Annotated in this window: 20 protein-coding genes and 1 pseudogene; 8 read left to right on the plus strand and 13 right to left on the minus strand. The window is 71.1% G+C overall.

Translation table 11 applies throughout. The features are described 5' to 3' along the window. Positions 1 to 158 precede the first annotated feature (158 nt). Positions 159 to 1,070 (minus strand): LysR family transcriptional regulator, encoded by a 912-nt coding sequence (locus tag ACFV1W_RS28130; RefSeq protein ID WP_380420037.1) that lies wholly within the window; start codon positions 1,068 to 1,070, stop codon positions 159 to 161. 128 nt (positions 1,071 to 1,198) lie between these two features. Between ACFV1W_RS28130 and ACFV1W_RS28135 the strand changes: the two genes are divergently transcribed. Further along, complete coding sequence (locus ACFV1W_RS28135) at positions 1,199 to 1,654, plus strand: hypothetical protein (RefSeq protein WP_380420038.1); 456 nt, start codon at positions 1,199 to 1,201, stop codon at positions 1,652 to 1,654. Then, positions 1,651 to 3,330 (plus strand): multicopper oxidase family protein, encoded by a 1,680-nt coding sequence (locus tag ACFV1W_RS28140; RefSeq protein ID WP_380420039.1) that lies wholly within the window; start codon positions 1,651 to 1,653, stop codon positions 3,328 to 3,330. The genes ACFV1W_RS28135 and ACFV1W_RS28140 overlap by 4 nt, the downstream gene beginning before the upstream one ends. A gap of 274 nt (positions 3,331 to 3,604) precedes the next feature. On the opposite strand, the gene ACFV1W_RS28145 is transcribed toward ACFV1W_RS28140, so the two are convergent. Beyond that, the gene (locus ACFV1W_RS28145) at positions 3,605 to 4,081 is read right to left on the minus strand and encodes a MarR family transcriptional regulator (RefSeq protein ID WP_380420040.1); all 477 of its coding nucleotides are present in this window, start codon (positions 4,079 to 4,081) and stop codon (positions 3,605 to 3,607) included. Positions 4,082 to 4,212: 131 nt separating this feature from the next. On the opposite strand from ACFV1W_RS28145, the gene ACFV1W_RS28150 reads away from it, so the two are divergent. Next, positions 4,213 to 5,154: an alpha/beta fold hydrolase gene (locus ACFV1W_RS28150; RefSeq protein WP_380420041.1), complete on the plus strand. Its 942-nt coding sequence runs from the start codon at positions 4,213 to 4,215 to the stop codon at positions 5,152 to 5,154. Between the two features lie 2,354 nt (positions 5,155 to 7,508). On the opposite strand, the gene ACFV1W_RS28155 is transcribed toward ACFV1W_RS28150, so the two are convergent. After that, entirely contained in the window at positions 7,509 to 7,793 is a 285-nt protein-coding gene (locus ACFV1W_RS28155) for a hypothetical protein (protein ID WP_063736582.1), read from the minus strand. A 1,070-nt stretch (positions 7,794 to 8,863) separates the two neighbouring features. Here ACFV1W_RS28155 and ACFV1W_RS28160 point away from each other — a divergent pair. Next, positions 8,864 to 9,196 (plus strand): annotated as a pseudogene (locus ACFV1W_RS28160) (transposase); the annotation flags it as partial. Between the two features lie 183 nt (positions 9,197 to 9,379). Here the strand turns inward: ACFV1W_RS28160 and ACFV1W_RS28165 are convergent. The 6 genes from ACFV1W_RS28165 to ACFV1W_RS28190 form a co-directional block, all read right to left on the minus strand. Then, positions 9,380 to 9,613, minus strand: coding sequence for an aldolase/citrate lyase family protein (locus tag ACFV1W_RS28165; protein ID WP_380420055.1), 234 nt, complete (start codon positions 9,611 to 9,613; stop codon positions 9,380 to 9,382). A gap of 315 nt (positions 9,614 to 9,928) precedes the next feature. Beyond that, a complete protein-coding gene (locus tag ACFV1W_RS28170) occupies positions 9,929 to 11,635 on the minus strand; it encodes a proline--tRNA ligase (RefSeq protein ID WP_380420042.1) in 1,707 nt (568 codons plus the stop codon). 188 nt (positions 11,636 to 11,823) lie between these two features. Then, complete coding sequence (locus ACFV1W_RS28175) at positions 11,824 to 12,729, minus strand: DMT family transporter (protein WP_380420043.1); 906 nt, start codon at positions 12,727 to 12,729, stop codon at positions 11,824 to 11,826. 100 nt (positions 12,730 to 12,829) lie between these two features. Further along, a complete protein-coding gene (locus ACFV1W_RS28180) occupies positions 12,830 to 13,606 on the minus strand; it encodes an MBL fold metallo-hydrolase (protein WP_380420056.1) in 777 nt (258 codons plus the stop codon). Positions 13,607 to 13,793: 187 nt separating this feature from the next. After that, on the minus strand, positions 13,794 to 14,462 hold the full coding sequence (locus ACFV1W_RS28185) for a hypothetical protein (RefSeq protein ID WP_380420044.1): 669 nt from the start codon (positions 14,460 to 14,462) through the stop codon (positions 13,794 to 13,796). Between the two features lie 69 nt (positions 14,463 to 14,531). After that, positions 14,532 to 15,428 (minus strand): LysR family transcriptional regulator, encoded by an 897-nt coding sequence (locus ACFV1W_RS28190; protein WP_380420045.1) that lies wholly within the window; start codon positions 15,426 to 15,428, stop codon positions 14,532 to 14,534. A 233-nt stretch (positions 15,429 to 15,661) separates the two neighbouring features. On the opposite strand from ACFV1W_RS28190, the gene ACFV1W_RS28195 reads away from it, so the two are divergent. Beyond that, entirely contained in the window at positions 15,662 to 16,303 is a 642-nt protein-coding gene (locus ACFV1W_RS28195; RefSeq protein WP_380420046.1) for an isochorismatase family protein, read from the plus strand. A 362-nt stretch (positions 16,304 to 16,665) separates the two neighbouring features. Here ACFV1W_RS28195 and ACFV1W_RS28200 read toward each other — a convergent pair whose 3' ends face one another. Both ACFV1W_RS28200 and ACFV1W_RS28205 read right to left on the minus strand, forming a co-directional pair. Further along, positions 16,666 to 18,207 (minus strand): FtsX-like permease family protein, encoded by a 1,542-nt coding sequence (locus ACFV1W_RS28200; protein ID WP_380420047.1) that lies wholly within the window; start codon positions 18,205 to 18,207, stop codon positions 16,666 to 16,668. A gap of 145 nt (positions 18,208 to 18,352) precedes the next feature. Continuing rightward, the gene (locus ACFV1W_RS28205; RefSeq protein ID WP_380420048.1) at positions 18,353 to 18,739 is read right to left on the minus strand and encodes a MerR family transcriptional regulator; all 387 of its coding nucleotides are present in this window, start codon (positions 18,737 to 18,739) and stop codon (positions 18,353 to 18,355) included. 81 nt (positions 18,740 to 18,820) lie between these two features. Here ACFV1W_RS28205 and ACFV1W_RS28210 point away from each other — a divergent pair, with 81 nt between their 5' ends. Continuing rightward, positions 18,821 to 19,867, plus strand: coding sequence for an aldo/keto reductase (locus ACFV1W_RS28210; protein WP_380420049.1), 1,047 nt, complete (start codon positions 18,821 to 18,823; stop codon positions 19,865 to 19,867). Between the two features lie 735 nt (positions 19,868 to 20,602). On the opposite strand, the gene ACFV1W_RS28215 is transcribed toward ACFV1W_RS28210, so the two are convergent. Further along, the gene (locus ACFV1W_RS28215) at positions 20,603 to 21,580 is read right to left on the minus strand and encodes a winged helix-turn-helix domain-containing protein (RefSeq protein WP_380420050.1); all 978 of its coding nucleotides are present in this window, start codon (positions 21,578 to 21,580) and stop codon (positions 20,603 to 20,605) included. Between the two features lie 592 nt (positions 21,581 to 22,172). Continuing rightward, on the minus strand, positions 22,173 to 22,331 hold the full coding sequence (locus ACFV1W_RS28220) for a hypothetical protein (protein WP_380420051.1): 159 nt from the start codon (positions 22,329 to 22,331) through the stop codon (positions 22,173 to 22,175). A gap of 406 nt (positions 22,332 to 22,737) precedes the next feature. Here ACFV1W_RS28220 and ACFV1W_RS28225 point away from each other — a divergent pair, with 406 nt between their 5' ends. Both ACFV1W_RS28225 and ACFV1W_RS28230 read left to right on the plus strand, forming a co-directional pair. Then, complete coding sequence (locus tag ACFV1W_RS28225) at positions 22,738 to 23,160, plus strand: peptidoglycan-binding protein (protein ID WP_380420052.1); 423 nt, start codon at positions 22,738 to 22,740, stop codon at positions 23,158 to 23,160. Between the two features lie 328 nt (positions 23,161 to 23,488). Next, positions 23,489 to 24,219: peptidoglycan-binding protein (locus tag ACFV1W_RS28230; protein WP_380420053.1), on the plus strand; the 731-nt coding region annotated here is incomplete at its 3' end.

Below are 24,219 nucleotides of genomic sequence, written 5' to 3' on the forward strand. Positions count from 1 at the left end.
CGGGCGTACTGGGCGAGCCTGGGGAAGTCCCGCAGACCACTTGATCACACGATCGCGTACTCCACGAAACTCGGGGCAGCTCAGCTGCTGGACCTGCACGAGGTGACGTTCATAGGCACTTTTCTTCGGATCCCGGCCCCGCGATCCGAAGAGGGAGCTCACACCACGGGCCCGCCCCGGGCCCAGTCCCAGCCGGCGATCGCCTCGCGCAGGGCCCGGGCCGGGGCGGGCAGGTGGACGGCGCGGGCCCAGTACAGGGTCAGGGCGCGGCGGCAGTCGGGACTGTCGACGCCGACCCAGGCCAGTGGGACGCGGGTGGCGGTCCGCCGGGCGATGTCGGGCACCAGACCGATGCCCAGGCCCGCGCTGATCAGTTCGGCGATGGCGCCTGCTTCGTCGCCCTCGCAGACGATCCTCGGGGTCAGACCCCGGGCGGCGAAGAGGCGGTCCAGCAGTCGGCGCTGCCAGTGCCCCGGGCGGGCGGCGATGAAGGGCTCGTCGGCGAGTTCCCCGACGTCGACCGAGCTGCGGTGGGCGAGCCGGTGGCCGTGCGGCACGGCCAGGCCGACCTCCTCGTCGAGCAGCGGGGCCGACTCCAGGCCCTCGGCGGGGATCGGCTGGGAGGCGACGGCCAGGTCGACGTCCTGAGCGCGCAGCAGACGGGCCATCTCGGCGGCCGGCAACTGGTGCAGCTCGATCTCCACGCCGGGGTGCGCCCGTTTGAACGCCGCCAGCGGAGTGCTGAAGGCCAGGAACGTCTCGGAGGCCAGCCGCACCGTTCCCGTCCCCTCGCCGGCGGCCTCGGCCACCGCCCGACGGCCCGCCTCCAGTTCGCCGAGGGCGCGTTCGACGTAGCCGCGGAACAGGTGCCCGGCCGCGTTCAGCCTCAGCCGCCCGCCCCGTTCGAACAGCGGGGTGCCGAGTTCGGCCTCCAGCCGGGCGATGGAGCGGCTCAACGAGGGCTGGGCGACGCGCAGTTCCACCGCCGCCCGGCTCAGGTGCTCCAGCCGCGCCACCGCGAGGAACTGGGTGAGCGTGTTCAGGTCCACCGCCGGGCTCCCGGTCTCCATGCCCGTGAAGGCATTACGTCATAGCAATACTGATCTTAGACATCATACCCGCTGGGTAATAGCGTCGGAGGTGCCATCGCACCGGCCAACACAGAGGACCGGTAGGGCAGTTGACGAGAGGACGTCCCATGGCCATCGCAGCCGGCCGGCCCCGCCCGGATACCGCGGCCCGGTCCGAGGCGGGAACGCGGACCGGGCCCGCCGGGTGGGTCCTGCGGGCCCTGGCCGCAGCGCACCTGGCCGCCGTCTTCGGCCAACCGGTCTTCGCCGGGGTCTACCTCAGCGGCGACTTCGACGCCCTGCGCTGGCACGAGCTGGGGGCGAACACCACCACCTCGCTCGGCTACGCGCAGCTGATCGCGGCCGGCGTGGTGTGGGCCCGCGCACGCCGCTCCTGGCCCCTCACCGCTACCCTCGCCGTGGTCGCCGCCGAGACGGTGCAGTACTTCGCCGGACTGGACGGCGCACTGTGGCTGCACCTGCCGCTGGGGGTCGCGACCATCGCCGGCCTCGTCGTCCTGACCGCCGCCCTCTGGCGCCGGCCCTTCCCACGGCCGTACCGACGGGCAGGAGCCCAGCAATGACCGACCATCACGACCGCACCTCGGGCGAAGGCCTGTCCCGGCGCCGGCTGCTCGGCATCGGCGGTGCGTTGGGCCTGCTGGCCGCCGGCGCCCTGACCTCGTCCGCCGCGCTCGCCCGCCGCCCGGCCGTCACCGGCGCCGAACTGCGCAGCGCCGTGCCCCTGCCGCCCGCCTACCAGGTGCCGCTGCCGCTGCCCGCCACCCTGACGCCGGTCGCCACCTCGGGCGGCGTCGACCGCTACGAGATCACCCAGCGTGAGGTGACGGCGGAACTCCTGCCCGGCGTCCGGACCCCGCTGTGGACGTACGGCGGCACCTTTCCCGGCCCCACGATCGAGGCCCGGCGCGGCCGCCCGGTCACCGTCACCCACCGCAACGAGCTGCCGGTGCCCACCGTCGTCCACCTGCACGGCGGACGCACCCCGGCCGACTCCGACGGCTACCCGACCGACCTCGTCCTGCCCGCCGGCCGGCCCGCCCCGCAGCCCGGGTCCCCCAGCGTGCCGGGCATGAACGGCATGCCAGGCATGAAGGGCATGAAGGGCATGGACGGCATGGACGCCATGGCGGGCGGGGGTCACATGGGCGACCCCAGGGCCGTCACCACCACTCTGACCCGCGAGTACACCTTCCCCAACGACCAGCGGCCCACCATGCTCTGGTACCACGACCACCGGATGGACTTCACCGCCCCGGCCATCTGGCGCGGCCTGGCCGGCCTGCACATCGTGCGCGACGACGCCGAACAGGCCCTCGGTCTGCCCGCTGGCCCGCGCGAACTGCCCCTGGTGATCGCCGACCGCGCCTTCGCCGCCGACGGCACCCTCCACTACCCCTCCCTCGACCCCGACCTGCAAACGCGCCCCGGCGTCACCGAGCCCTACCTCGGCGGCGTCCTCGGCGACGTCATCCTGGTCAACGGCGCCCCGTGGCCCGTCCACGAAGTGGACGCCGCCCGCCACCGCCTGCGCCTGCTCAACGCCTCCAACGCCCGCCACTACGAGCTCGAGGCGGTCTGCGAGGACGGGCGCCGCCTCGACCTCGTCCAGATCGGCGCCGACCAGGGCCTGCTCGCCGCACCCGTCACCCACCGCCGCCTTCCGATCGCACCGGCCGAACGCTACGACGTCATCGTCGACTTCGCGGGCCTGCGCCCCGGCAGCGTGGTCCAGGTGCGCAACCGGCTCGGGACCGGCCGCACCCGCGACGTCCTCGCCTTCCGCGTCGCTCGCACCGCCCCCGACGACAGCCGCATCCCGCCGGTCCTCGCCACCGACCTGCCCGACTGGCGCCGCCAGGACGCCATCCGGGTACGGGACTTCGCCTTCCGCGCCGGACGGACGGACGGCGGTCACGGCTGGCTGATCGGCGGCCGCGCCTTCGACCCCGCCCGCCCCGACGTCACCGTGGGCCTGGGAGAGGTGGAGGTGTGGCGGCTGATCGCCGACGTGCACCACCCCGTCCACCTGCACCTGGTGGGCTTCCGCATCCTCTCCCGCGGCGCCCGACCCCCGCTGCCCCAGGACGCCGGTCTCAAGGACACCGTCTCCCTGCGCCCGGGCGAGTCCGCGGAGATCATCACTCGCTTCGACGGCTACCGCGGCCGCTACCTCTTCCACTGCCACAACGCCGAACACGAGGACATGGGAATGATGGCCAACCTTGAAGTCGTCTGACCCGACCGCGACATGCCCCGCCGGACGCCGCCCTGCCCGCCGTCCACTGGCGCCGCCCGGTCCGTCCAGCGCCGCGCCCCGATCCCCGGCCGTCCATGCCGCGTCGTCCGCTACCACCTGGTCAAACTCCCTGAGACGAACCGGCGGCGGTCAGGTCGGTGGTCACGCGGATGGTGCGCGGGCCGTCCGCGGCCTGTTCGGCGACGGTGCTCCCGAAGGAGACCAGGGGGCCTTGGAGACTCCAGCGGAGCGCATGCTGTGTGGCTGGTTGGGTTTACCCTTCCCGGGCGGCCGCCACCACCCGCGTCATCGCCAGGAGAAAGCGCCGGGCTGCCGCCAGTTCGGCGGCGTCGAAGTCTCCGAGGGTCGTCACCATCCCGTCGATCAGCGGGCCGAAGAACGACTGCCCGAGTTCCATGGCCTGCTGCTCGATAACGAGCAGCACCCGGCGACGGTCTCTGGTGTCCCGAATCCGGCGGATGTGGCCGAGCCGTTCCAGTCGGTCGACCACCGCCGTCGTCCCGGCCGAGTTGAGGCGCAGCTGCTCGCCCAGCCGCCCGGGCGTCAGGTGGGTGCCTGCGCGCACGGCGTCCAGCATCTGGATCAGGGCGCGCAGGTCGGTTGGGTGCAGCCCGTGCAGTCTCGCGAACTCGCCGCCTAGCAAGTCGAGTTCGACGGTGAGTGCGCGCAGCAGGTGCACCAGTTCCAGAGAGTTTTCGGCGGCATCCGTCAGGCCTTGCTCCGTCCCCATCGTTGTCTCGTCCGTTTCTGTGCTCCCGGCTTCCGCGCGGGCGCCGATCGTTTATTATCTCGCTGAGCGAGAGTCATTCTCAGTGAGATTGTCGCTCAGCGAGTCGATTTCGTCGAATCAGGAGGCAGGCCATGGGAAAATCCACGAGTCCGAACGCCGCTCAGCCGGCCAGCCGGCCCGCTTTCAGGACACCCGAGAGCGAAGCCGCGTTCTTCGCCGCTTACGATGCCGCGCTCGCCTGCTGGCCGCTGCCGGTGACGCCGATCGACGCTCCTTCGGAGTACGGGACCACGCGGATCAACGCCTGCGGGCCTGAGGGCGGCCGCCCGGTGGTCCTGTTGCATGGCGGTGGAGCCACTTCAACAGTCTGGTACGCCAACGTTGCGGCCCTCGCGGCGAGCCGCCGCGTGTACGCGGTCGATCTGATCGGCGACGCGGGCCGCAGCGTTCATGACGGGCGCCCGATCAAGCGTGCCGACGATGTGACGGGGTGGCTGGACCACGTTCTCGACCACCTCGGCCTGGACTCGACTGCTCTGGTCGGCCACTCGTACGGCGGATGGATTGCCCTCACCTACGCGCTGCATGCCCGCCACCGGGTGGAACAACTCGCCCTGCTGGACCCGAACCTGTGCTTCGCCGGGTATCGGCCCTCCTACCTGCTACGGGCTCTTCCGATGCTGGTCCGTCCCACTGTCGACCGCTGCAACGCCTTCCTCGACTGGGAAACCGGCGGCGCTCTGGACCGCGGACTCGTCGACCCCGCCTGGTCGCGCGTGTACGCACTGGGCATGACCGACTTCCCGTCCGCCAGGCCCGTTACCGGCCCGCGTCCGTCCGCCGAGCAACTGCGATCGCTCACCACCCCGAGCCTCGTCCTCATGGCGGAGCGCAGTCGTGCTCACAAAAGTGCCCAAGTGGCCGATCGCGCCCGGAGGCTGCTACCGAATGCCGAGGTCACCGTACTTTCCGGCATCTCGCATCACGCAGCGCCGATGGCCGACCCCGTCCCGCTGAACGACCGTCTGACCCGCTTCCTCGGCAGTACAGGCCGGTCAGCCCCGGACGCCTGAGCGGTCGCGATCGACGCGCATCCACAGACCCTGCCAGCGGTTTGTCACGCGGCCTCTGCCCGCTCCATCGCCTGCCGCCGGCCCGCCGTTATGCCGTCGTCCGGCCACACCCCGGCCGCTGCCGTGCCGCTGCGCCCGGCGGGGACCTGACGGGCCGCCGCTGTTCTGTCCGCCGTCTGCCCCCGGCAGCCGCCGGCTACCCTCCCCGGTCGCCGTCCGTCGGCCGGCGGCCGTCGTGCTGCCGCATCCAGCGAGCGCTGCTGCCCGGGGCATGTCGATGGGTCCCGTGCGGGTCGCCGCCGTTCCGGCTGTGCCACTGTGCCACTGTGCCCCGGCCGCGCCCCGGCCGTCGCTGCACTCGGCCGGGTCCTGACGGGGCGCCGCCGTTTCGTCCGCTGTTCGCCCGTCGTTGCGGCCCGCCGGCAGTTGTCCGGCCGGTCCGCTCGTGGCCGGACCGCTGCCGTTCCGCTCGGCCGTCCGGCCCGGCTGCCGCGGTGCCCGTTGTGCCGCCGCCGTCCGGCCGTGCCCCGGCCGTTGTGCCGCTGTTGTGCCGCCGCTTCACCGCTTCCTGCTTCGTTGGCTGTCCGCTGGCGGGTCGCTGTTGTGCCGCCGCCTGGCCGCCGCCTGGCCGCCGTCCGTCGGACGCTGTCCGGTCGCCTCCGGCCCCTTGCGCTGCTCCCGGGGCGCGTCGCTGGGTCCCGCTCGTGCCGGGCCGCCGCCGTTCCGGCTGTCCGGCCGCTCGGGCGCCGCTGCCGGGCTGCCGTTCCCCTCCGGTCGCCGCCGGCCGGTGCCGTGTCGTAGCGCTCGTCCAGGCCCTGACAAGTCGCCGTTCCGTCAGCCGTCCGGCCGCCGCCAGGTTCCCCGCCGCCTGCCGCCTGCCGCCTGCCTGGCGGCCGTCGTCGGTCGTTGTGCGGCCGCTGCCCGGCCCAGCCGCCATCCGGCCGCCGTCGTCGTGCCGCCTGCCCTTGTGCCGCCGCCTGCCGTCGTCTGCTGCTGGCCGTGCCGGGGTTCGATCGGCGGGGAGGAGGGATCGATGCCGGGTTGACCGAGAAGGCTGGCTCCGGCCCCTGGAGTGTCCGGCCCGATCCGGCCGGCGGTGGTGGGGGTGCGGTCGGCGCAGGAGGCTGGACAAGCGGTGCCGGCCGTTCACCGACTACGAGCAGGGACTGCTTCAGGCGTACCGGTGGGCGGTCGGCACGCGGATGGCCGCGCCGGTGACCGGCGCCGCCACCGCCGGCCCGCGGGGGCCGTGCCGGGCGCAGCTGCTTGCCGAGTGTCAGGCCGCGGCGGTGGCGCTGCGCACGGACGCGGGTCGGATGGGGGCGGCGCGGGTGGCGGATACGGAGCGGGTGATGGGCGTCTACGCGGCGCTGGCCTGGCTGTGCGGGCACCACGACGACCGGCCATGACCGGTGCGCGTGCCGCCGGCCCGGGCCGGTCGTAGGCTGGAAGTACTGGGCGGCACCGCCGTCTGGCGTGCCAGTCGGAGCCATTCTCCAGCCATCGCCCGCACCGCGTCCCCCTCCCGGTGCGGGCGGTCGCGTGCTCGGTCAGTCGTGGCTGGCGCGGGCCAGCGCGTCCGTGAGGAGACGGACGGCGGCTTCGGCGTCGGGCGAGTTCGTCCTCGGTGGGCAGGACGGCGCGCGGCGCCGAAGGAGCGGCCGTTCGCGGCGCGGCGGTCGGCGCGAGCGAGGACGCCTGCGGTCTGCCGGCGGCCTGGGGCCGGGCGCCGCGTACGTCGGGATTTGTTGCACGGCTGTGCCGCTGAGCGGGCCACGGCCGGCCCGGTACCGAGACGGCCGGGCCGGCGCCCGACGCGCTGCTCTCCTCGCCCCAGCGACGATCGCGGTCGACGCGGCCGGCTACCCGTCGTCGAAGGTCCTCGACCGGCCGCGACGAGCCCGCTCACCGAACACCCGCGCCACCCAGGCGTCGAGTCGAAGGCCGAACACCGCCGCCGAGCCGATCCCCGGCGTGCCAGTCGATCCGCCGGCCCCGAAAACGCCCCGGGACGAAACCGGCGCCGACGCCGACCGCGAGGGCGCGGAGCCTTTGCCCGCGTTGTGTTCGATGGACGACGAGACGATCTACGGCCCGACCGTCTACACCTGGACGCTCGGCCAGGGGATCGAGCACGGCTACCTCGCCGACTACCGCGTCCTGGGCCCGGTCGTCACGGACGAGGATCTGCGCGACCTGCTCAACCTGCAGCAGATCAAGGCCCCGCCGAGACCGACCGCGCCGAACGAGGCCCCCCGGGAACGGCCGCGCCGCCCGCCCCGGCCGGAGCGAGCTTGGCCGGGGCGGGCGGCACAGGATGTATGGGCGGCACGGAGAACGCGCCGACCGTCAGATCAGAAGTGGTGGCTGGTGTCGCGGTCGGCCTTCTCGATCTGGTCGATCCGGCGCTGCAGGGCGTCGGCCTGGGCGCGGGCCTTGCGCGCCGCGTCCCGCTCGCCCATGTGGTCCAGTCGGCTGGCCTTCTGACGAAGTTCCTGGACCTGCTGGCGCATCTTGTTGAGGTCAACGGTGATCGAGGCCGCTGCGGCTGGCTGGGCGGCGGTAATCTGGGCGACCGTCGCCAGGGCTCCCCCCGCCAGGGCAGCAGTCAGGACGAGAGCCGGGATGCGTCGACGCATGGTGATGACTCCTATAGTGGTGCGGTTTCACGGACTGGACATCATCGGATTACCAGTCGGTACCCATCCTGGCATGACTGTTCATCACCGATCGTCCCGGTGGTGCCCTGGTGCCGCGCCCGGTCCTTTTTCGGACATTTTGAGTGTCCGTCAGCCACACTCCGGCGCCGTCCTTAGAAGGGCCCGGGTGCGCGGCAAGGACGTCGTGGGCGAGGCCGGCGGCTCGCTGGCCGGCCGCGCTGGGAAGGGATTGATCGGCGAAGCTGCCGCCACCACAATGCTCGCCGCTTCAGCGGCCCGTGGGACGCCCGGGCTGTTGGTGCGGACTCTGGCCCGAGGCTCGCGCGCCGGTCCGCGTGACCGGGCGCGCTCCGGCACCCAACTGTCCTCGGCCTGCGCCGCCGCTCGGGCTCGCAGTCCTGACTGCGTCCCGGGGCGGGCACCGAGCGAGGCGCCCGCCCCGGGGTGCCGCGGTGCAACACGCCGCAACGCACCAGCTTGCCCGGCCGCCGCGTTGCACCGCTGACCTGCGAAAAGCGTGATCGACGCAGCCGCTCCACGTCCCCGGGCAGGCCCAGCTCCTCGGCCCGGGTGCGCCACCGTGCCAGGCAGGTGCCATGTCCCGCACCAGCGAGCGCACGTGATCCTCGAACCGGTGGACGGCCTCGATGGCCGCGTCATCACGGCCCGCCAGCAGCCATGGCCGCCGCATGAGCAGCCGGCTCACCGCCGGTGCTTCCATCCGCGCCTCCTGGCGAAGCCCGCTCACGCTGTTCCTCCCGACATGGGGCTGGCGGGTGCAGCCGAGCCGGCCTGGTGAAAGGCAACCTGATGCCCCGGCAGCAGAGCGGACCAGTCCTGGCTCGTCAGCCGGCCAGTGTCCGCCGAGAGGTTCACCGTGCACACCAACTGGCGGCTGCGGTCCGTACCGCTGCGCATCCCGTCCCGTCCGTGGCTGGACAGGGCCGCAGTCACGGCCTCTAGTGCGGTGACCGCATAGGTTCACCGGGTTGGCGTCGCAGGGCCCGCCGGTTGGATGTCTCGAGACGTTCAGCTCGGAAGGGGGCACGGTGGCGGAGCCGGTCAGGGTTCGCAGACTTACTGACCAGGAAGGCCAGCAGTTACAGCGGATCGTGCGTCGAGGCAGCACGAGCACGGTGCGCTACCGGCAGGCGATGATGCTGCTGGCCTCGGCCGGCGGCAACCGGGTCCCGGTGATCGCCCAGCTGGTGCAGGCGGACGAGGACACGGTGCGGGACGTGATCCACCGGTTCAACGAGATCGGCCTGGCCTGCCTGGACCCTCGGTGGGCGGGAGGCCGTCCCCGCCATCTCAGCACTGACGACGAGGACTTCGTCGTCCAGACGGCCACCACCCGCCCGACCCGGCTCGGCCAGCCCTATGCACCGACCAACTGCTCATCACCGGCGAACGGCACCTACGCACCATCCTGGCCGAGTACACCGAGCACTACAACACCGGCCGCGCCCACCGTAGCCTCGCTCTCCGCGCCCCGGACGACGAACCCAACGTCATCCGGCTGCCCGCTGCGGCCATTCGGCGCCGTCAAGTACTCAGCGGACTCCTCAACGAGTACCACGGCGCCCCGATCCAGTCGCCTCGCAGCCCGCGGGAAACCCCCAGTTCAGCGGCCTGATCGGAGTTTTGACACCCTTCAGGCCGGCTGGCGGGAAGCGCGTCGCTGCGGCCACCGCCTCGGCTTCGGCGCTAGTGCTGACCTTGGGCACCATCATGCCGTCGGCCCCGATGTCGAGGGCGTGCTCGATGGCGTGCTGATCGTGCGAAGGGACTCGTACCAGGACGGATACCGCTCAGTCGGCGAGGGCCTGCGTCATCCGCAGCACCTCGGGCCGTCCGAGCGCCCCGGCCTCCATGTCGATCACGACGAAGTCGAGCGGGAGCAGGCCGCACAGCTCGGCGATGCCGGGCTCGCTCCAGAGCAGGAACAGGCCGAGCAGGCCTGGCTCCGGCCCGTTCCCTGGCTGCGGCTGACGAAAGAGCTGCAGTCGACTTGAGAGGCCGTTCAGTGCGCTTCGACGTGCAGATAGACCGGCCACCCGCCGGGCGCTACCAGCGGGCGACCAATCGTCGGTCTCTTTTCCTGAAGAGAACTTCTACTTGGCCGAGTCGATGCCCTTGCGCACGCAGGATGCGATCTCGTCCAGCGGGATCCGCTGCGTCTCGCCCGAGGCCCGGTCAGTGAGCTCCACGATGCCGTCAGCGAGTCCGCGCTTGCCGACGGTCACCCGCAGGGGGATGCCGACGAGTTCGGCGTCCTTGAACTTCACGCCCACGCGTTCGGCGCGGTCGTCGATGACCGTCTCCACACCCGCAGCGAGGAGCTGCTGGTAGACCTGCTCGCCGGCCGAGGCGGTGGCCTCGTCGTCGGGCTGGGCCACGGTGACCACGGCCTCGAACGGGGCGATGGACATGGGCCAGACGATGCCCTTGTCGTCGTGGTGGCACTCGATGGCGGAGGCGATCGTCCGCTCGACACCGATGCCGTAGCAACCCATGATGATCTTCTTCGGCGTTCCGTCGGTGTCCAGGACCGTCACGTCGAAGGCGTCGGTGTACTTCGTGCCGAGCTTTAAGATGTGCCCAACCTCGATCGCCTTCTGCACCTGCAGCGGCTCCCCGCACTGCACGCACGGCTCACCGGAGGCGACCTCGCGCAGATCCGCCCAGGTGGAGACGGCGATGTCCCGCTCCACATTGACGCCCCGCAGGTGGACCCCGTCCACGTTCGCGCCGGTGAACATGTCCGTGCGCCCGCGCAGCGCATCGTCCGCGAGGACGGTGAGCGACGTGACCCCAACAGCGCCGAGGCTTCCCGGAAGCGCGCCAAGGGCCTCCTGGATCTCCTCCGGGCGCGCGGGCCGCAGCGCGGTCGCGCCGGTTGCGTCAGCGAGCTTCTGCTCCGCCAGAGCGTGGTCGCCGCGCAGCAGGACCAGGGTCAACTGCTCGTCCAGGACGTAGACCAGTGTCTTTACCTGCCGGTCGGCCGGCGCGCCGAAGCGCGAGGCCAGGTCGTCGATGGTCCGCACCTCGGGGGTGTCGAACCGTTCGGGAGTGCCGGGGTCGGCGGCGTCCGCGGCCGGGGCCAGCCGGGAAGTGGCCTTCTCGATGTTGGCGGCGTAACCGCAGGAGGGGCAATGGACGACGAAGTCCTCGCCGACCTCGGCCGGGCACATGAACTCCGTCGACGCCGACCCGCCCATGCTGCCGCTCGACGCCTCCACGGGAATGGCGGGGATGCCCAGCCGCGCGAAGATCCGTACGTAGGCCTCGCGGTGCAGGTCGAACGAGCGGTCCAGCCCCTCCTGGGTGAGGTCGAAGCTGTAGGAGTCCTTCATCGTAAACTCCCGGGTCCGCATCAAGCCGCCCTTGGCACGGGGCTCGTCGCGGAACTTCGTCTGGAACTGGTACCACATCTGCGGGAGCTCACGGTAGGACTTCAGCTCCGTGGCCAGCGACGTGAAGATCTCCTCGTGGGTCATGCCCAGGGCCAGGTCAGCGCCCTTGCGGTCCTTGAGGCGGAACATCTCGTCGCCCATGACCTCCCAGCGGCCGCTGCGTCGCCAGATCTCGGCGGGGTGCATGGCCGGCAGGGTGAACTCCTGCGCTCCGATGGCCGTCATCTCCTCGCGGATGATGTTGATGACCTTCGAGCGCACCCGGATGGCGAGTGGCAGCAGCGAGTAGTGGCCAGCCATGAGCTGTCGGATGAAGCCCGCGCGAAGAAGCAGCTGGTGGCTCGGCGCGTCAGCCTCCGCCGGGTTCTCGCGAAGGGTAGGAATGTGCATCTGAGACCAGCGCATGACCAGCAACTTTCGTTCGAGCGGCCGATGGATTGAGGCGACCGCCGCCTGGGGCTCTTGGCAGGACACGGATTGTAGTGCGTTATGCCTGGACGCGAAGGCCCATTAATGATCTTGGCGCTTCGAGGTGATTGGCCTGTTTGTGTAGCTGACTGACGGCCATGTGGGCGCTATGCCGTTGGTATGCGCTATGCGGATGGGGGCGGGCTGATGGCCCCGACCGCGCAGACGGATCGGTCCTCCGTCCCGAGGGGAGTGAACCGTGGTCGGCGGCGGACAGATCGGGGTCTCCGCCGCTCCCCGGTTCCCAGGGCCGTGGCGGTGACGGAGGCGAAGGCGACTGCGGCGATGCCGAGCCACTGGGTCCAGGCAAGCCGCTGCCCGAGGATGACCAGGCCGAACAGGGCGCCGGCAGCCGGTTCCAGGCTCGTCAGCACGCCGAACACGCGCGGAGGAATCCGGCGCAGGGCCTCCAGGTTGAGCGAGTACGGCAGCACGCTGGACGCCGTGGCCACCACGGCGGCGACCCACAGCACCCGTGGGTCCAGGAGTGCGTTCCCGGCGCGGGCCACGCCGTAGGGAGCGCTCAGCAATGCCGCCCACAGCATCGCGAGTGCCAGGCCCTGGCCCCCGCTGAGGCTTCGTGCCAGGCGGGCGGAGACGAGGATGTAGCCGGCCCAGCAGCACGCGGCCACCGCGGCCAGGACGAGGCCGCGCGGGGCCAGTGGGACGCCGCCCCCGCTGAGCAGGAGGACACCGCCGGCCGCCAGGCATGCGGGCAGTGCGTCGACTGCCCGCCGTGATCCGGCCAGGGCGATGGCGAACGGGCCGAGGAACTCGATCGTGGCCACGGCCCCCAGGGGGATGTGGCTCACCGCGTCGTAGAAAGCCAGGTGATGCCCCGCCAACAGGGTTCCGGCGCAGATCACCGTCCCCCTGGCACCCTTCACCGAGCTGAGCGTTTCCCGCCGTGGGCGCCACCACAGGCACAGCAGCACACCCGCGAACAGCAGCCGGAGGAACACCACGCCCGCGGCACCCACCTGCGGGTACACCCGGGGTGCGAAGGCCGCGCCGAACTGGATTCCGCACACGCCACCCAGCACCAGCCCAGGAGCGGGCAATCTCCCCACAGCCCTCGCATACCCCTGGGTCACGCTGCTCTGATTCATCATCCTTCTCCGAGTCTCCGCCTCAGGCCGAGCCCAGCTCCAGGCGGGCCAGCAGCCCGGCTGTGGTGAAGGCGTCGACGAGGTGGGAGCGGCCTTCGGTGAAGTGGGCCCAGCTGTCGAAGTGGACGGGCACGACGCGGCGAGCGTCGAGGATGCCGGCGGCCTCGGCGGCCTGGGCGCTGTCGAGGGTGAGCAGGGCGCCGTCGAACAGCGGGGTGCGGGCGGCGCCGGCGAAGAGGACGGCGGTGTCCACGGGGGCGAAGCGGTCGGCGATCTGCCGGACCAGGGCGAGGGAGGCGTTGTCGCCGCTGACATAGACGGTGGGCAGGCCGGGAGCGGTCAGCACGAAGCCGATCACCTCGCCGGTGACGGGCTCGCAGCCCTCGGGCCCGTGCTGGGCGGGAGTGGCGGTCACGGTCAGCGTGCCGCCGCCGGGGCGGGGCAGCTCGACGGACTCCCAGGCGGCGAGGCCCCGGGCGGTGCCGCCGAGGCGGCCCGCGCCGCCACGCGTGGTGAGGGTCAGGGGGATGCCCGCGAGCAGTGCGCGGCCCGAGTGGTCGAGGTTGTCGGGATGCTCGTCGTGGGAAAGCAAGACCACGTCGATGGGGCCGAGGTCGGCGGGGTCGACGGCGGCGGGTGCGGTCTTGACGAGGGCATAGCCGGGGCCCCGGGGGTACTCGCCCGGGGCGTCGAAGGCCGGGTCGGTGAGGAACCGCAGACCGCCGTACTCGATCAGGGCACTCGGGCCGCCGAAGACGCTGACGGGGATCTGCTCGGTGGGTGCGCTGGTCTCGTTCATCATTGCCTCACGGTTTGTTGTGATGTTTTCCATAGCCGACGCTGCCCTCGCCTTCCGGGCGGCCGGCGCGTCACTGGTGCTCGGTGTGCCGCAGCGAACGCGTCCGTACGGTCCGTGCCTGTGCCCGTCGTACGAAGGCAACGTCGAAACGGCGATCCGCGGCCGGACCTGGCGCCCGATCTCACCGTCATGCAGCCCGCCGCGGATCCAGGTCAGCCGGCTCGACGGCGGCGAATTCGGCCACGCGCATCTGGTCGCCGTACCTGACGTCCAGGCGGAGCCGATACGCGCCGCCGGTTGGCCTGATCGCGCGGAAGGTGATCTCGGGGCCGGGCCGAGGGACACCATCGCCGGGTTCACCGTCACGGCGCATGTACGGATGCGACAGATCGCCGCCACGCAGCGTCATCAGATGCCCGAACGCGGCGAGATGGGGCTGTAGATCGGCGACCGATCGGCCGTCGCGGTGCACGCTGAAGGTGAGCTGCGCACCCTCACCGGCGACCAGGTACCCGTCCAACGTGATGCTGCAGCCGTCGGTGTCGGCCTCCGTGGCCGGCTCGGGCAGCGGTCGGTACCCGGCCGCGCCGGGCACGGTGACCTCCACGCCCAGCGTGAACAGATCCCCGGCCCCGGACTCGAAATCGGCAAAGGCATGGTAGGTAGCCGACCGGTCGAGCGGGACGGCGACCCGCCAGGTGCCGTCGCCGTCGAGCCGGGAGTGGACGTACTGGTAGCCCGACGAGTCACGGCGGACCACGACGAGATGAAGCACGGCAGGCCGGTGGTGGGCGCGCTGATCACGGCCGGCCACGCCGCCGTACTGCCCGCGGAGGGCGGTTTCGCGTGTCTCCATGACCGCAACCATTCACGGTGGAAGGCGACTTGAACAATGGCCGAGATCGGAACGGCCCGTTAGCCGTGCTTACCGCCGGTCCCGGTCGGTCAGCACCTCCCGGGCGACCTGGCAGAATGCCCGGATCCGGTCGTTCACCCCGCTGGAACGCCACACCAGACCCCAACTCACCAGCGGGGCATCACTGATGGGCACATACACCACCGAGGGGCGACTGAAGTAGACCGGCGCGTGCGCCGAGACGAAGGAGACCGCCTGTCCGGTGGCGACAGTCGCGAGGATCTGTTCGAAGGTGGTCACCGCCGGGCCCTGAATAGGCCTCCCGCTCGGGGTGTGCGAGGGACGGTGCGCCTCCAGCCAGTAATCGGGCGCCTTGGTGGCCACCGTGACCGTCCGCTCGTCCGCAAGTTCCTCCAGCGAGACGGACTCACGGCCCGCGAAACGGTGGTGCGGGGCCACGGCCAGCGCGATCGGTTCCGTGCCGATCGTCGGGCCGACCGTCAGGTCCGGCTCCCGTACCGGCAGCCAGGGCACGACGAGGTCCAGCTCGTCGGCGCGCAGCGCCCCGAAGGGGTCGTTGAGCTGGACCTCGCGGATGTCGATCTCGCAGTCCGGGTGGCGGGATCGGAACGTCTCGAAGACGTCGAGCATCAGGTGTCCGTACGAGCCGAGGACGCCGATCCGCAGCACGCCGGTGATGCCGCGCGCGGTCGCGGCGGCACGGGCGAAGCCGTCGAGGATGGCCTGGTGGTGGCCTTCGATGTCGGTGCGCAGCTGCTGCCCGAGCGGGGTCAGCCGGACGTGGCGGCTGCTGCGTTCGAAGAGCGGTGCGCCGATGCGGCGTTCGAGCTTCTGGATGGTCTGGCTGACCCGGGCTCTGGTGACCAGCAGACGGTCTGCGGCCCGTCCGAAGTGCAACTCGCGGGCGACCGCCAGGAAGCATTCGATCTCGTGACGTTCCGCCATCGTTGTTCCCCCTGAGCTTTGGTGTCCCCTTGAATGATCTCAGTTCCGGTCGGACCTTCGGCGGCGGGAGGTCATTCGGCAGTGCCGGACACGTGCGGTAAGCCGCGCTTACCGGGTGTTGCGATCTCTGCCGTTGTCACCGTTCCCGGCCTGCGGCAATCGTTGAGCGTCGGCCCTGGATTCCCTTCGCAGATCGTGGCTGACGTCCTCAGACCCCTCCCCCGGAGGCGCCCGTGTCCGGCGTTCCGCCCATCCGTCTGCCCTCCGTCCGGTTCTCGCCCGCAAACGCCGTCGTGCTGCTGGCGGACTACCAGGTGGGTCTGCTCGCTGCCGCCCACCGGCTCCCGGCCGCTCGCGGTGTGCCGCCGGGCATGGTGATGGGCAACGTCCTCGCCCTCACCCGGTCCGCCCGCGCCGAGGGGGTGCCGCTGGTCGTGACGACTCGGGCGGCCCTCTCCGGTGCGGGCCGGATCTCGCCCGCCCTCGCCGCCGCGCTGCCGCCGGGCCTCGAGGTGCTCGACCGGGCGACCGCGAACGCCTGGGACACGCCCCAGGTGCGAGCCGCTGTTGCGGCCACCGAGCGTTCCGAGCTGGTCGTCGCGGGCCTTCGCACCGAGACCAGCCTGACGCTCACGGCCCTGGCCGCCGCCTCGGACGGCTACCAGGTCTACGGCACCGTCGACACCGGCTGCGCGTTCGGCCCTGCGGCCGAGAACGTGGACGGCTTGGTCCGCGTGGCCCGCGCCGGTGTCGTGCTGGTTGGTTCGTCCGCCATCGCCGAGGCGTTCGCCGCCCCGTCCAGCGCCCTGACCTGTCACCCTGCCCACCGGCTCGTGGCTTCGGAATCGCCCCAGTGCTCCGAGCCCGTACGATGACTGACTCGCCTTACCCCCGGACCGTCGTCGCGACCGAGCGGATGTCCACGGGAAGCTCTGGTTCGCGGCCTTCCTCGCCGTCCGAACGTCGCCGGTGGTCTCAAACACGCGACGGGTCCGACCCTCGTGCCTCCCCGGGTGCGGTGGTCACTCGCGGGCGGCGTACCTCGACGGCTCGGCCATGTCCTGCCCGCCAGGCAGCGATGACGGCCGCGACCACTGCCGTCATCGCGCAGAGGAGCGCGACCTGGCCGATCGATGCCCATGGCACCGAGAGCGGCACCCGTGTGACGATCCGGGTCAGCGAGAGCCGTTGCTAACGACGGTCGATATGGCGGCCACCGCGGCGAGGGCCGAGCCGATCAGGACGGCGAGCACCGTCTCGCCGGCCACCACGCGCGGGGTCTGCGCCCGGTGACACCGGCCAGGGCGAGCGCGGCGAGTTCACGGCGGCGGCCGGCAGCCGCCATCAGCAGGGTGTTGGCCACCGAGATCAGCGCGTAGCCGACCGCGATCCCGAGGACCACCACAGCTGCGGCCGGGGTCTGCCGGTGCTGCTTGGCGCTCAGCGCGTCGAAGTAGTCGCTCACCGGAGCCGTCTTGACCGGCTGGCCTTTGAGCGCGGCGGCCAGTGCGGCGGCGGTGCCGTCCCGGTCTGCGCCCGGCTCGACGGTGACCCAGGCTCGGTCGGCGTGCGCCGCGGTCCCGTCCGCCGTGTGGGCGGCGGAGAGGAAGGTCGCGTCGCCGCCGATCCCGGTCTGGACGACGGCGGCGATCCGCAGCTCGGTTCGCGTGCCGTCCGGCAGCCAGGCCGGCACGCGTTGGCCGACCGTCAGGTCGTCGCTTCGGGCGATGTGCTGGTCGACCACCAGGAAGTCCTCGGCCAGGTGGCCAGCGAGCCCTCGGTCACCTTCGGAGTGAGCGTGTTGCCGAGTGAGGTCGGGCGTGAGGCCTTGACCGGTGAGGGTGTCGATCACCTGGCCGTCCGAACCGCCCAGGTAGATCCGTGCGGTGGCGACGGTGGTCACCCTCGCCCCCGGGATGCCGGCGAGGGCGTCGAGCGTGGCCGCGTTCAGCTGCTTCGCGCCGTGGTCGGGCAGGACGACGAGGTCGGCGTGGGTCTGCTCGCGGGCCTGGTCGAGTCGGGTGCGATCGCCCGCCTGTTGCACGCAGAGCATCGTGGCGGTCAGTCCAACGGCGACCGCGACCGGCGCCACCGTTGCGGCCGTGCGGCGCAGCGCGGTGAGGACGTTCTGCCGCACTAGCAGCGGCACCACACCCAGCCGTCCGAGCGGCCAGGTGGCCAGGCGGGCGAGCGGTCGCAACACCACTGGGGTGAGCAGGGCGAACGCACCCGTGAAGAGGAGCGGGACCATGCCGTACTCGCGCGGGTTGACCGCGTCCACCGGGCTGTCCGCGGCGATCACCTGGCCGGTGACGACCGCACCGGCCAGCATCGCCAGGCCGAGCACCCGGCGCAGCGGAGTCATCGGCCGCCTGCTGGTCCGGGCCTCGCGCAGCGCCTCCACCGGTCGGACACTCGCGGCCCGGAGTGCGACCGTCCCGGCGCCGGCGGCCGCGGCCGTGGTCCCGAGCAGGAAGGCGATGAGCAGTGCGAGCGGGTCGGCCCCGATCTCGAACCAGCGCGGCGCCACCCCGTGCCCGGTCATCCAGTCGCACAGCCGCCCCGAGCCGAGCGCGCCCAGCACGCAGCCGACGACGGAGGCGCCCAGCCCAACCGGGACGGCCTCGGAACCACCTAGTGCGCGCACCTGCCGGGGCGTCGCGCCGACCAGGCGCAGCAGGGCGAGTTCGCGGCGCCGTTGGTCGGTGACGAAGGCGAAGGTGGCGAGCACGATGAACAGGGCCACCGACGCGGCGATGGCGGTGGTGGTTCCGGCCACAAGGCTGGAAATCCGCCGACGGCACCGACTCGGCGGCATACTCCACGAGCACCAACATTGCCGCATGACCAGCGCAGATGATCGTTCGGCACCCACGGTGCTGCTGCTGAAGCGGCAGATCGGCGGAGTGCGGGAATGCGCGGAACTACGGTCGTCCCTGTGCCTCCAGGTAGTCCACGTACACCGCGACCTTGTGGCGGATGAGGTCCAGGCTGCGGTGGAGATCGGCGATCTGGGCGAGGACGCGCTGCTCGTGGTCGCGCAGCAGGGCGAGGCGCTGCGGTTCGGTACCGGCGCCGGTGCGGACGAGGTCGGTGTAGCGGCGTATCTCGGGCAGGGGCATCCCGGAGGCGCGCAGGATGATGCACAGGTTGAGCCACTCCACGTCGCCCTCGGTGTAGCGGCGCCTGCCGCCGACGGCTCGCTGCACCGGATTGGCCAGGATGCCCTCGCGCTCGTAGAAGCGCAGCGCGTGCACGCTCAGGCCAGTGCGTTCGGCGACCTGACCGATGCTCAAGGTCGGTGTGTCCATTCGATCAGCCTAGGACTTGAGCTAGACCCGACTCCAGCTCCTAGAGTGCCGCACAGCCCGATCGGAGAAGAGGAGATGACCATGCGTTACCGAATACTCGGCGGCACCGGCATCGAGGTGAGCGTGCACTGCCTCGGGACCATGATGTTCGGCTCGGTGGGCAATCCGGACCACGACGAGTGCGTGCGGATCATCCATGCCGCGCTCGACCAGGGGATCAACTTCGTCGACACCGCGGACATGTACTCGGCGGGCGAGTCCGAGGAGATCGTCGGCAAGGCGCTCCAGGGGCGGCGTGACGAGGTGGTGCTGGCGACCAAGGTGCACTTCCCGATGGGGGAGGGGCCCAATCGGGGAGGCAACTCGCGCCGCTGGATCGTCCGGGAGGTGGAGGAGAGCCTGCGGCGGCTGCGTACCGACTGGATCGACCTGTACCAGATCCACCGGCCGGACCACCACACGGACATCGAGGAGACCCTCGGCGTGCTTGGCGACCTGGTGCGGCAGGGCAAGATCCGGGCGTTCGGCTGCTCGACCTTCCCAGCCGAGGAGATCGTCGAGGCGCAGTGGGTCGCCGAGCGGCGCGCGCTGCCGCGTTTCCGCACCGAGCAGCCGCCGTACTCGATCCTGGCCCGCGGAATCGAGACCTCGGTGCTGCCGGTCGCCCGGCGCTACGGGATGGGTGTGCTCACCTGGAGCCCGCTCGCCTCGGGCTTCCTGACCGGCCGGTACCGCAAGGATGGTCCGGTCGATCTGGCCACGGGACGGGCCGCGCTCACCCCGCACCGGTTCGATCCGGCGCTCGCGGAGAACGTCCGGAAACTGGAGGTGGTCGAGCAGCTGATCGAGCTCGCGGACGGGATCGGCTGCACTCTGCCCGAACTCGCCGTGGCCTTCCCCATCGCCCACCCGGCCGTCACCTCGGTGATCATCGGGCCGCGCACCATGGAGCAGCTCACCGGCCTGCTGAAGGGAGCCGCCCTCACCCTGAACGACGCGACCCTCGACCGCATTGACGAACTCGTCCCGTCCGGCACCAACCTCTACCATCCGGATGGCGCCTGGCGCCCGCCGTCCCTTGTCCCGGCTGCCCGCCGCCGGCCCTTGGCCGAGCGTGCGGCGGCGTGATGGTGTGACCGACAGGTGTGGTCCTCAGGCCTGTCGGCCCCGGCAGCGTCCCATTGGTGAGTCGCCTCATAGTCGCGGAATGCGGCCGGGGCGGTCCGGGTCGCTGGGCGCATGGTCAGGATACGTACGACCAGCCCGGCGAAGACGAGCTGTGGTGCCTGGAGCCGGACTGGAACCGCTCCTAGCGGCGCCTGCTCGCCTACCTCGCCGCCGGCGGAACCCTGACTGGGTCGGCGAACCGCACCGGCGGCGAGGCGGGCCCGTAGTTCCGGCCCGGCACCTGGCTGCGCAAGCAGGACAAGGCGCGCACAGACGGAAAGCTGACCCAGCAGCAGTCCGCGCTCCTGAACGCTCTCCACGGACGCACCGCCAAGACCGTCGCCAGCTGACCCGCGACTGCACTGTTCTCGTGTCTGGCGATGGTGGTGATCATCAGTCGGGTCGGGTCGGTAGGGCGACGGCGATCCGAACACGCTCGGCGCGAAGGTCGTCCTCGTCGTCCCCAGCGACCACATGTGACCCCCAAAGCTCTCGTGAGGAAGGGGGTCGTCCTCAAGATCCTCACGGCGAACCCGAGCCTGTCGTCATCTCCACGGACGTATCCAAGGGCCGGGACTGGTTGAATCACCTGTCACCCCGCTGACTCGATCACCCACCCTCGCAAGGCACGGCCAGGTGATTTGCATCGGGGGGGGGCTGCCCAGCCCGGTGGACGTTCCCGGTCACGGGTAGCGGCTATCGACTCCTTGGGTCGCCCACCGCCTGGTAGAGGACCTGGCGGGAGCGGCGGGTTCGGCGTACCAGGCCGGTGCGGTGGAGTATCTGGAGGTGGTACGAGACCGTGCTCGGGCTGAGGCCGAGCCGGTCGGCTAGTTCGGCGGTGCTCCGTGGTTCTGTCAGGTCCGCGAGGATCGAGGCGCGTGAGCCGCCGATGAGTTCGCCGAGGTGGCGGTCGGCGGCAGCCTTTTCGTCGGCGAGTGCGGGGTAGACCAGTACCGGCGTGCGTCGCATGGGCGGCTCGGCGGGATAGAGGGACAGCATGAGGCCGCGCTGGAATGCGCCCGGGACGAGAATGACGCCCGGCGCGGTGATCTGGAAGTCGGAGTGGTCGCCGTACGCGATGGCCAGGGCGTCGTCCGCCCAGTGCAGTCGTGGGTGGAGGCCGGCGGCCATGGCGCTGAGGCCGTGGCGTGCGGTGTGTTCGGAGCGTCGGCCGATGTCGCGCTCCAGTCGGGCCGACAGGTCGGGCCAGTCCGGTAGGAACACGCCTGTCCAGAAGGCGTCCAGTTCACCCGCCAGCCGCTCGGCGAAGCGGTCCTCGCCGGCATCGATGGCGTCGAGCACCAGCCGGCTCGGGATATGGGCCGACAGCCCGGCTTCGGTGAGCCCGTTGAGCACCATCATCATCTCCTGCCGAACCTGGCCTGGTGCGGCGGTCGCGACCTGGTGCAGTTCGTCGCAGACCGGTGGCCGGTAGGCGGTTGGCTGCGGAGTGAGGAAGTCGGGCGTGTAGCCGTGCGGGCCGACCGCCAGGGCGGCCAGCAGCCAGAGCCGACGCTCGGCGATGACGTCCCGGGCCCGTAACCGCCGCTCGCGCGGTAGGGCTTGCGGCCGCCGCCCCAGGATGAAGAGCAGGTGCATGGCCTGGAAGAGCGGCGAGATCGCGAAGCGCGTACGCGCCACGGCCTCCGCCGTCAGTCCGATACGGATCACGTTGTTCCCCCGACTTTTTCATGATCATATTCGAATCTCGTCGAAGGATTCGACCAGCGCCCTGCGATCGGGTTCCCTGGTGCTGCGACAGGAGAGGCGAGACGCCCCTCCCGTGACGGCCGCGGCTGGAGAGGGCTCAACCATGCGGAAGAAGTGGGGGCTTCGCGCTGCCACCACCCTCGACGCAGGCGCCGTCCTCGGACTGGGCATCGGATTGGATCGGCGCCGGCTCGGGCTGATCCTCCCGGCTGGCAGCAAAGCGACCCGGATAGCCGACTGTGACCAGACCGGCAGGCCGTGTCGATCCTCTGAGTCGCCCAAGCAGCCTGCTTGTCCGCCAAACCTCAATTCATCTATGAGGAGCTACTTGTGACCGTGATGCAGCTGGAAAGCGCCGTAAATGACTTGTCCGACCTCGATGTCGAAATTCAGTGGGAGCCTACCGTGCCCGGAACGAAGGCCGATCTCCCCACGGAAAATACCTGCGACCCTCCAGGTGATTGGCGCTCTGGTAGTCCATCACGGCCGGCCTGCCGACCGTAACGACCGTAACGACCGTCAACGTCGACGGCGCCGTTGCCGCCCCACGCGCTCAGCGCGACCTGGACAAACTGACGGCATCCGCGTTGGACGAGTTCGGACCCACACGGCCGACATCGCCAGCGCTCGCGCTGCCGACGGACGCACCCAGGGCAAGAGCCGCGACGGCTGCCATCGTGCCGATCTGGGACACGACCTTCTTGTTGATCACACCGACTCCTAATGGAAACGGATCCAGTCCGCCGCGCAGTCAGGCGGGTCCGGCTCAACCATTGTGCCGCCAGCCTCCACTGCGGGATGCGTCCATTTGACGCGCACGGTCCGATTTCTGTCGTGTGGCGCCCCGCTGGCGGCACCACATATCGCAATAGCGTCTCCACTGCACGGTGGCCGGGAGACGTATGACCGGCCGCCCACCCGAAGACCACCGAACCGACTGCGGCCGACGTCACATATCAAAGCCGCCCGACGACTTCGCGAAGACACCATAGACCTGACGAAATCGGCACCGGCCCGGAAGCCTGTCCGTGCCGCGCACAGCATGGACATCCCGACGAGAACCGCCCCTGCTGTCTGAATCCGCCCATTCAACACCCGACCAAAGGAGCCCATACACAATGGCCAACCGTAAGCGCATAGCCAAGATCGCCGCCGTCGCCGCAGCGCCGCTGCTTGCCGCCACCCTCGGCACCGGCACCGCCAACGCCAGCCCGAGCGCCGGATACATCGGCGCCGGCTACACCAACAACCCCCACGGCGTCTGGTGCGCCCAGCACAACATCTCCTACTGGTTCCACACCTCTGGCTCCGACCACCGCGAGCCCGCCGAGGACGGCAGCTTCGGTCCCGAGACCAAGCAGGCCATCAAGGACTTCCAGGAGGAGATGGGTCTCCCGCAGGACGGCGTCCTCGGCCCCCAGACCGGCAACGCCCTCATGGCCCACGGCGACCCCGCCTACACCGGCTCGGACATGCCCTACCGCGCGGGCGGCGGCACCAGCACCTCCTACTGCTACACGTACCTGCCCACCACCTGGTAACCACCCGGCACGGCACTGACACCGCCGCCCCCGCCCTCCACACGCGGGGGCGGCGGACCGCCGGCCCGACCCGTCCCATGGACTGGGCAACGCCGAGCCGGTCACACAGCTCGTTGTAGGCCGCGCTGGTGTATTCCCCAGGTTCAACCGGTCGTTGCAACAACACCGTCCTGTTGGATCAACGGTAGCTGCTCGTTGAAGACTTCGGCGGTTGCCTCCACCCCAGGGTCTTGCGAGGAGACAGTGTTGATCGATCGTCGGTTCTGCCCAGACGGGCTGATCCATGTCCACCCGCCGCCGGTCGGCGGATCCCCCCTTGGAGGAACTCTTGCGTTCTCGCGTCACCTCACGGACTCGGCATCGGATTCCGGCGCGGGCCCGCCGCGCGGTCGCGCTGCTCCTCGTCTCCGCCGCCCTCGGCCTCGGCTCGGCGACCGGGGCCGCCGCGGCCATCACCCCGCCGCCCGCGCTCAACCTCAACTACCCCTCGTGCCCCTCGGTCCTGTCCGCCGGCGAGTCCGACGGCTGCGTCACCGAGCTGCAGCACCAGCTCAACCTGCGCGGTGCGAACCTGACCGTCGACGGCTCCTTCGGCCCGGCCACCACCACCGCGGTGCGGAACTTCCAGACCTCTGCCCGGCTGGGCGTCGACGGCCAGGTCGGGCCGGCCACCAAGAGCGCGCTGTACGCACTCTCGCTGACGCCGGTCACCCTCACCTCGCTCCGGTGCCCGGTGACCATCCACGCGGGCCAGCACGACGGCTGCGTGACCGAGTTGCAGAACCTGCTCAACGCGCACGGTGCGAACCTGACCGCCGACGGCTCCTTCGGCCCGGCCACCACCACGGCCGTGCAGAACTACCAGACCTCCGCCGGACTCGCCGCCGACGGCTACGTCGGCCCCGCGACCAAGGCCTCGCTGTACAACCTCCCCGCCCCCGCGACCCCGCCCTCCCAGGGCACTGGCCTCTACGCGTCGGTCGTCAGCCTCGCCCAGAACGCCACCCTGCAGTACATCCCCTACGCCTGGGACGGCGGCAAGGACTCGACTCCCGGACC

Source organism: Kitasatospora sp. NPDC059648, assembly GCF_042734825.1.
Taxonomy (GTDB): domain Bacteria; phylum Actinomycetota; class Actinomycetes; order Streptomycetales; family Streptomycetaceae; genus Kitasatospora.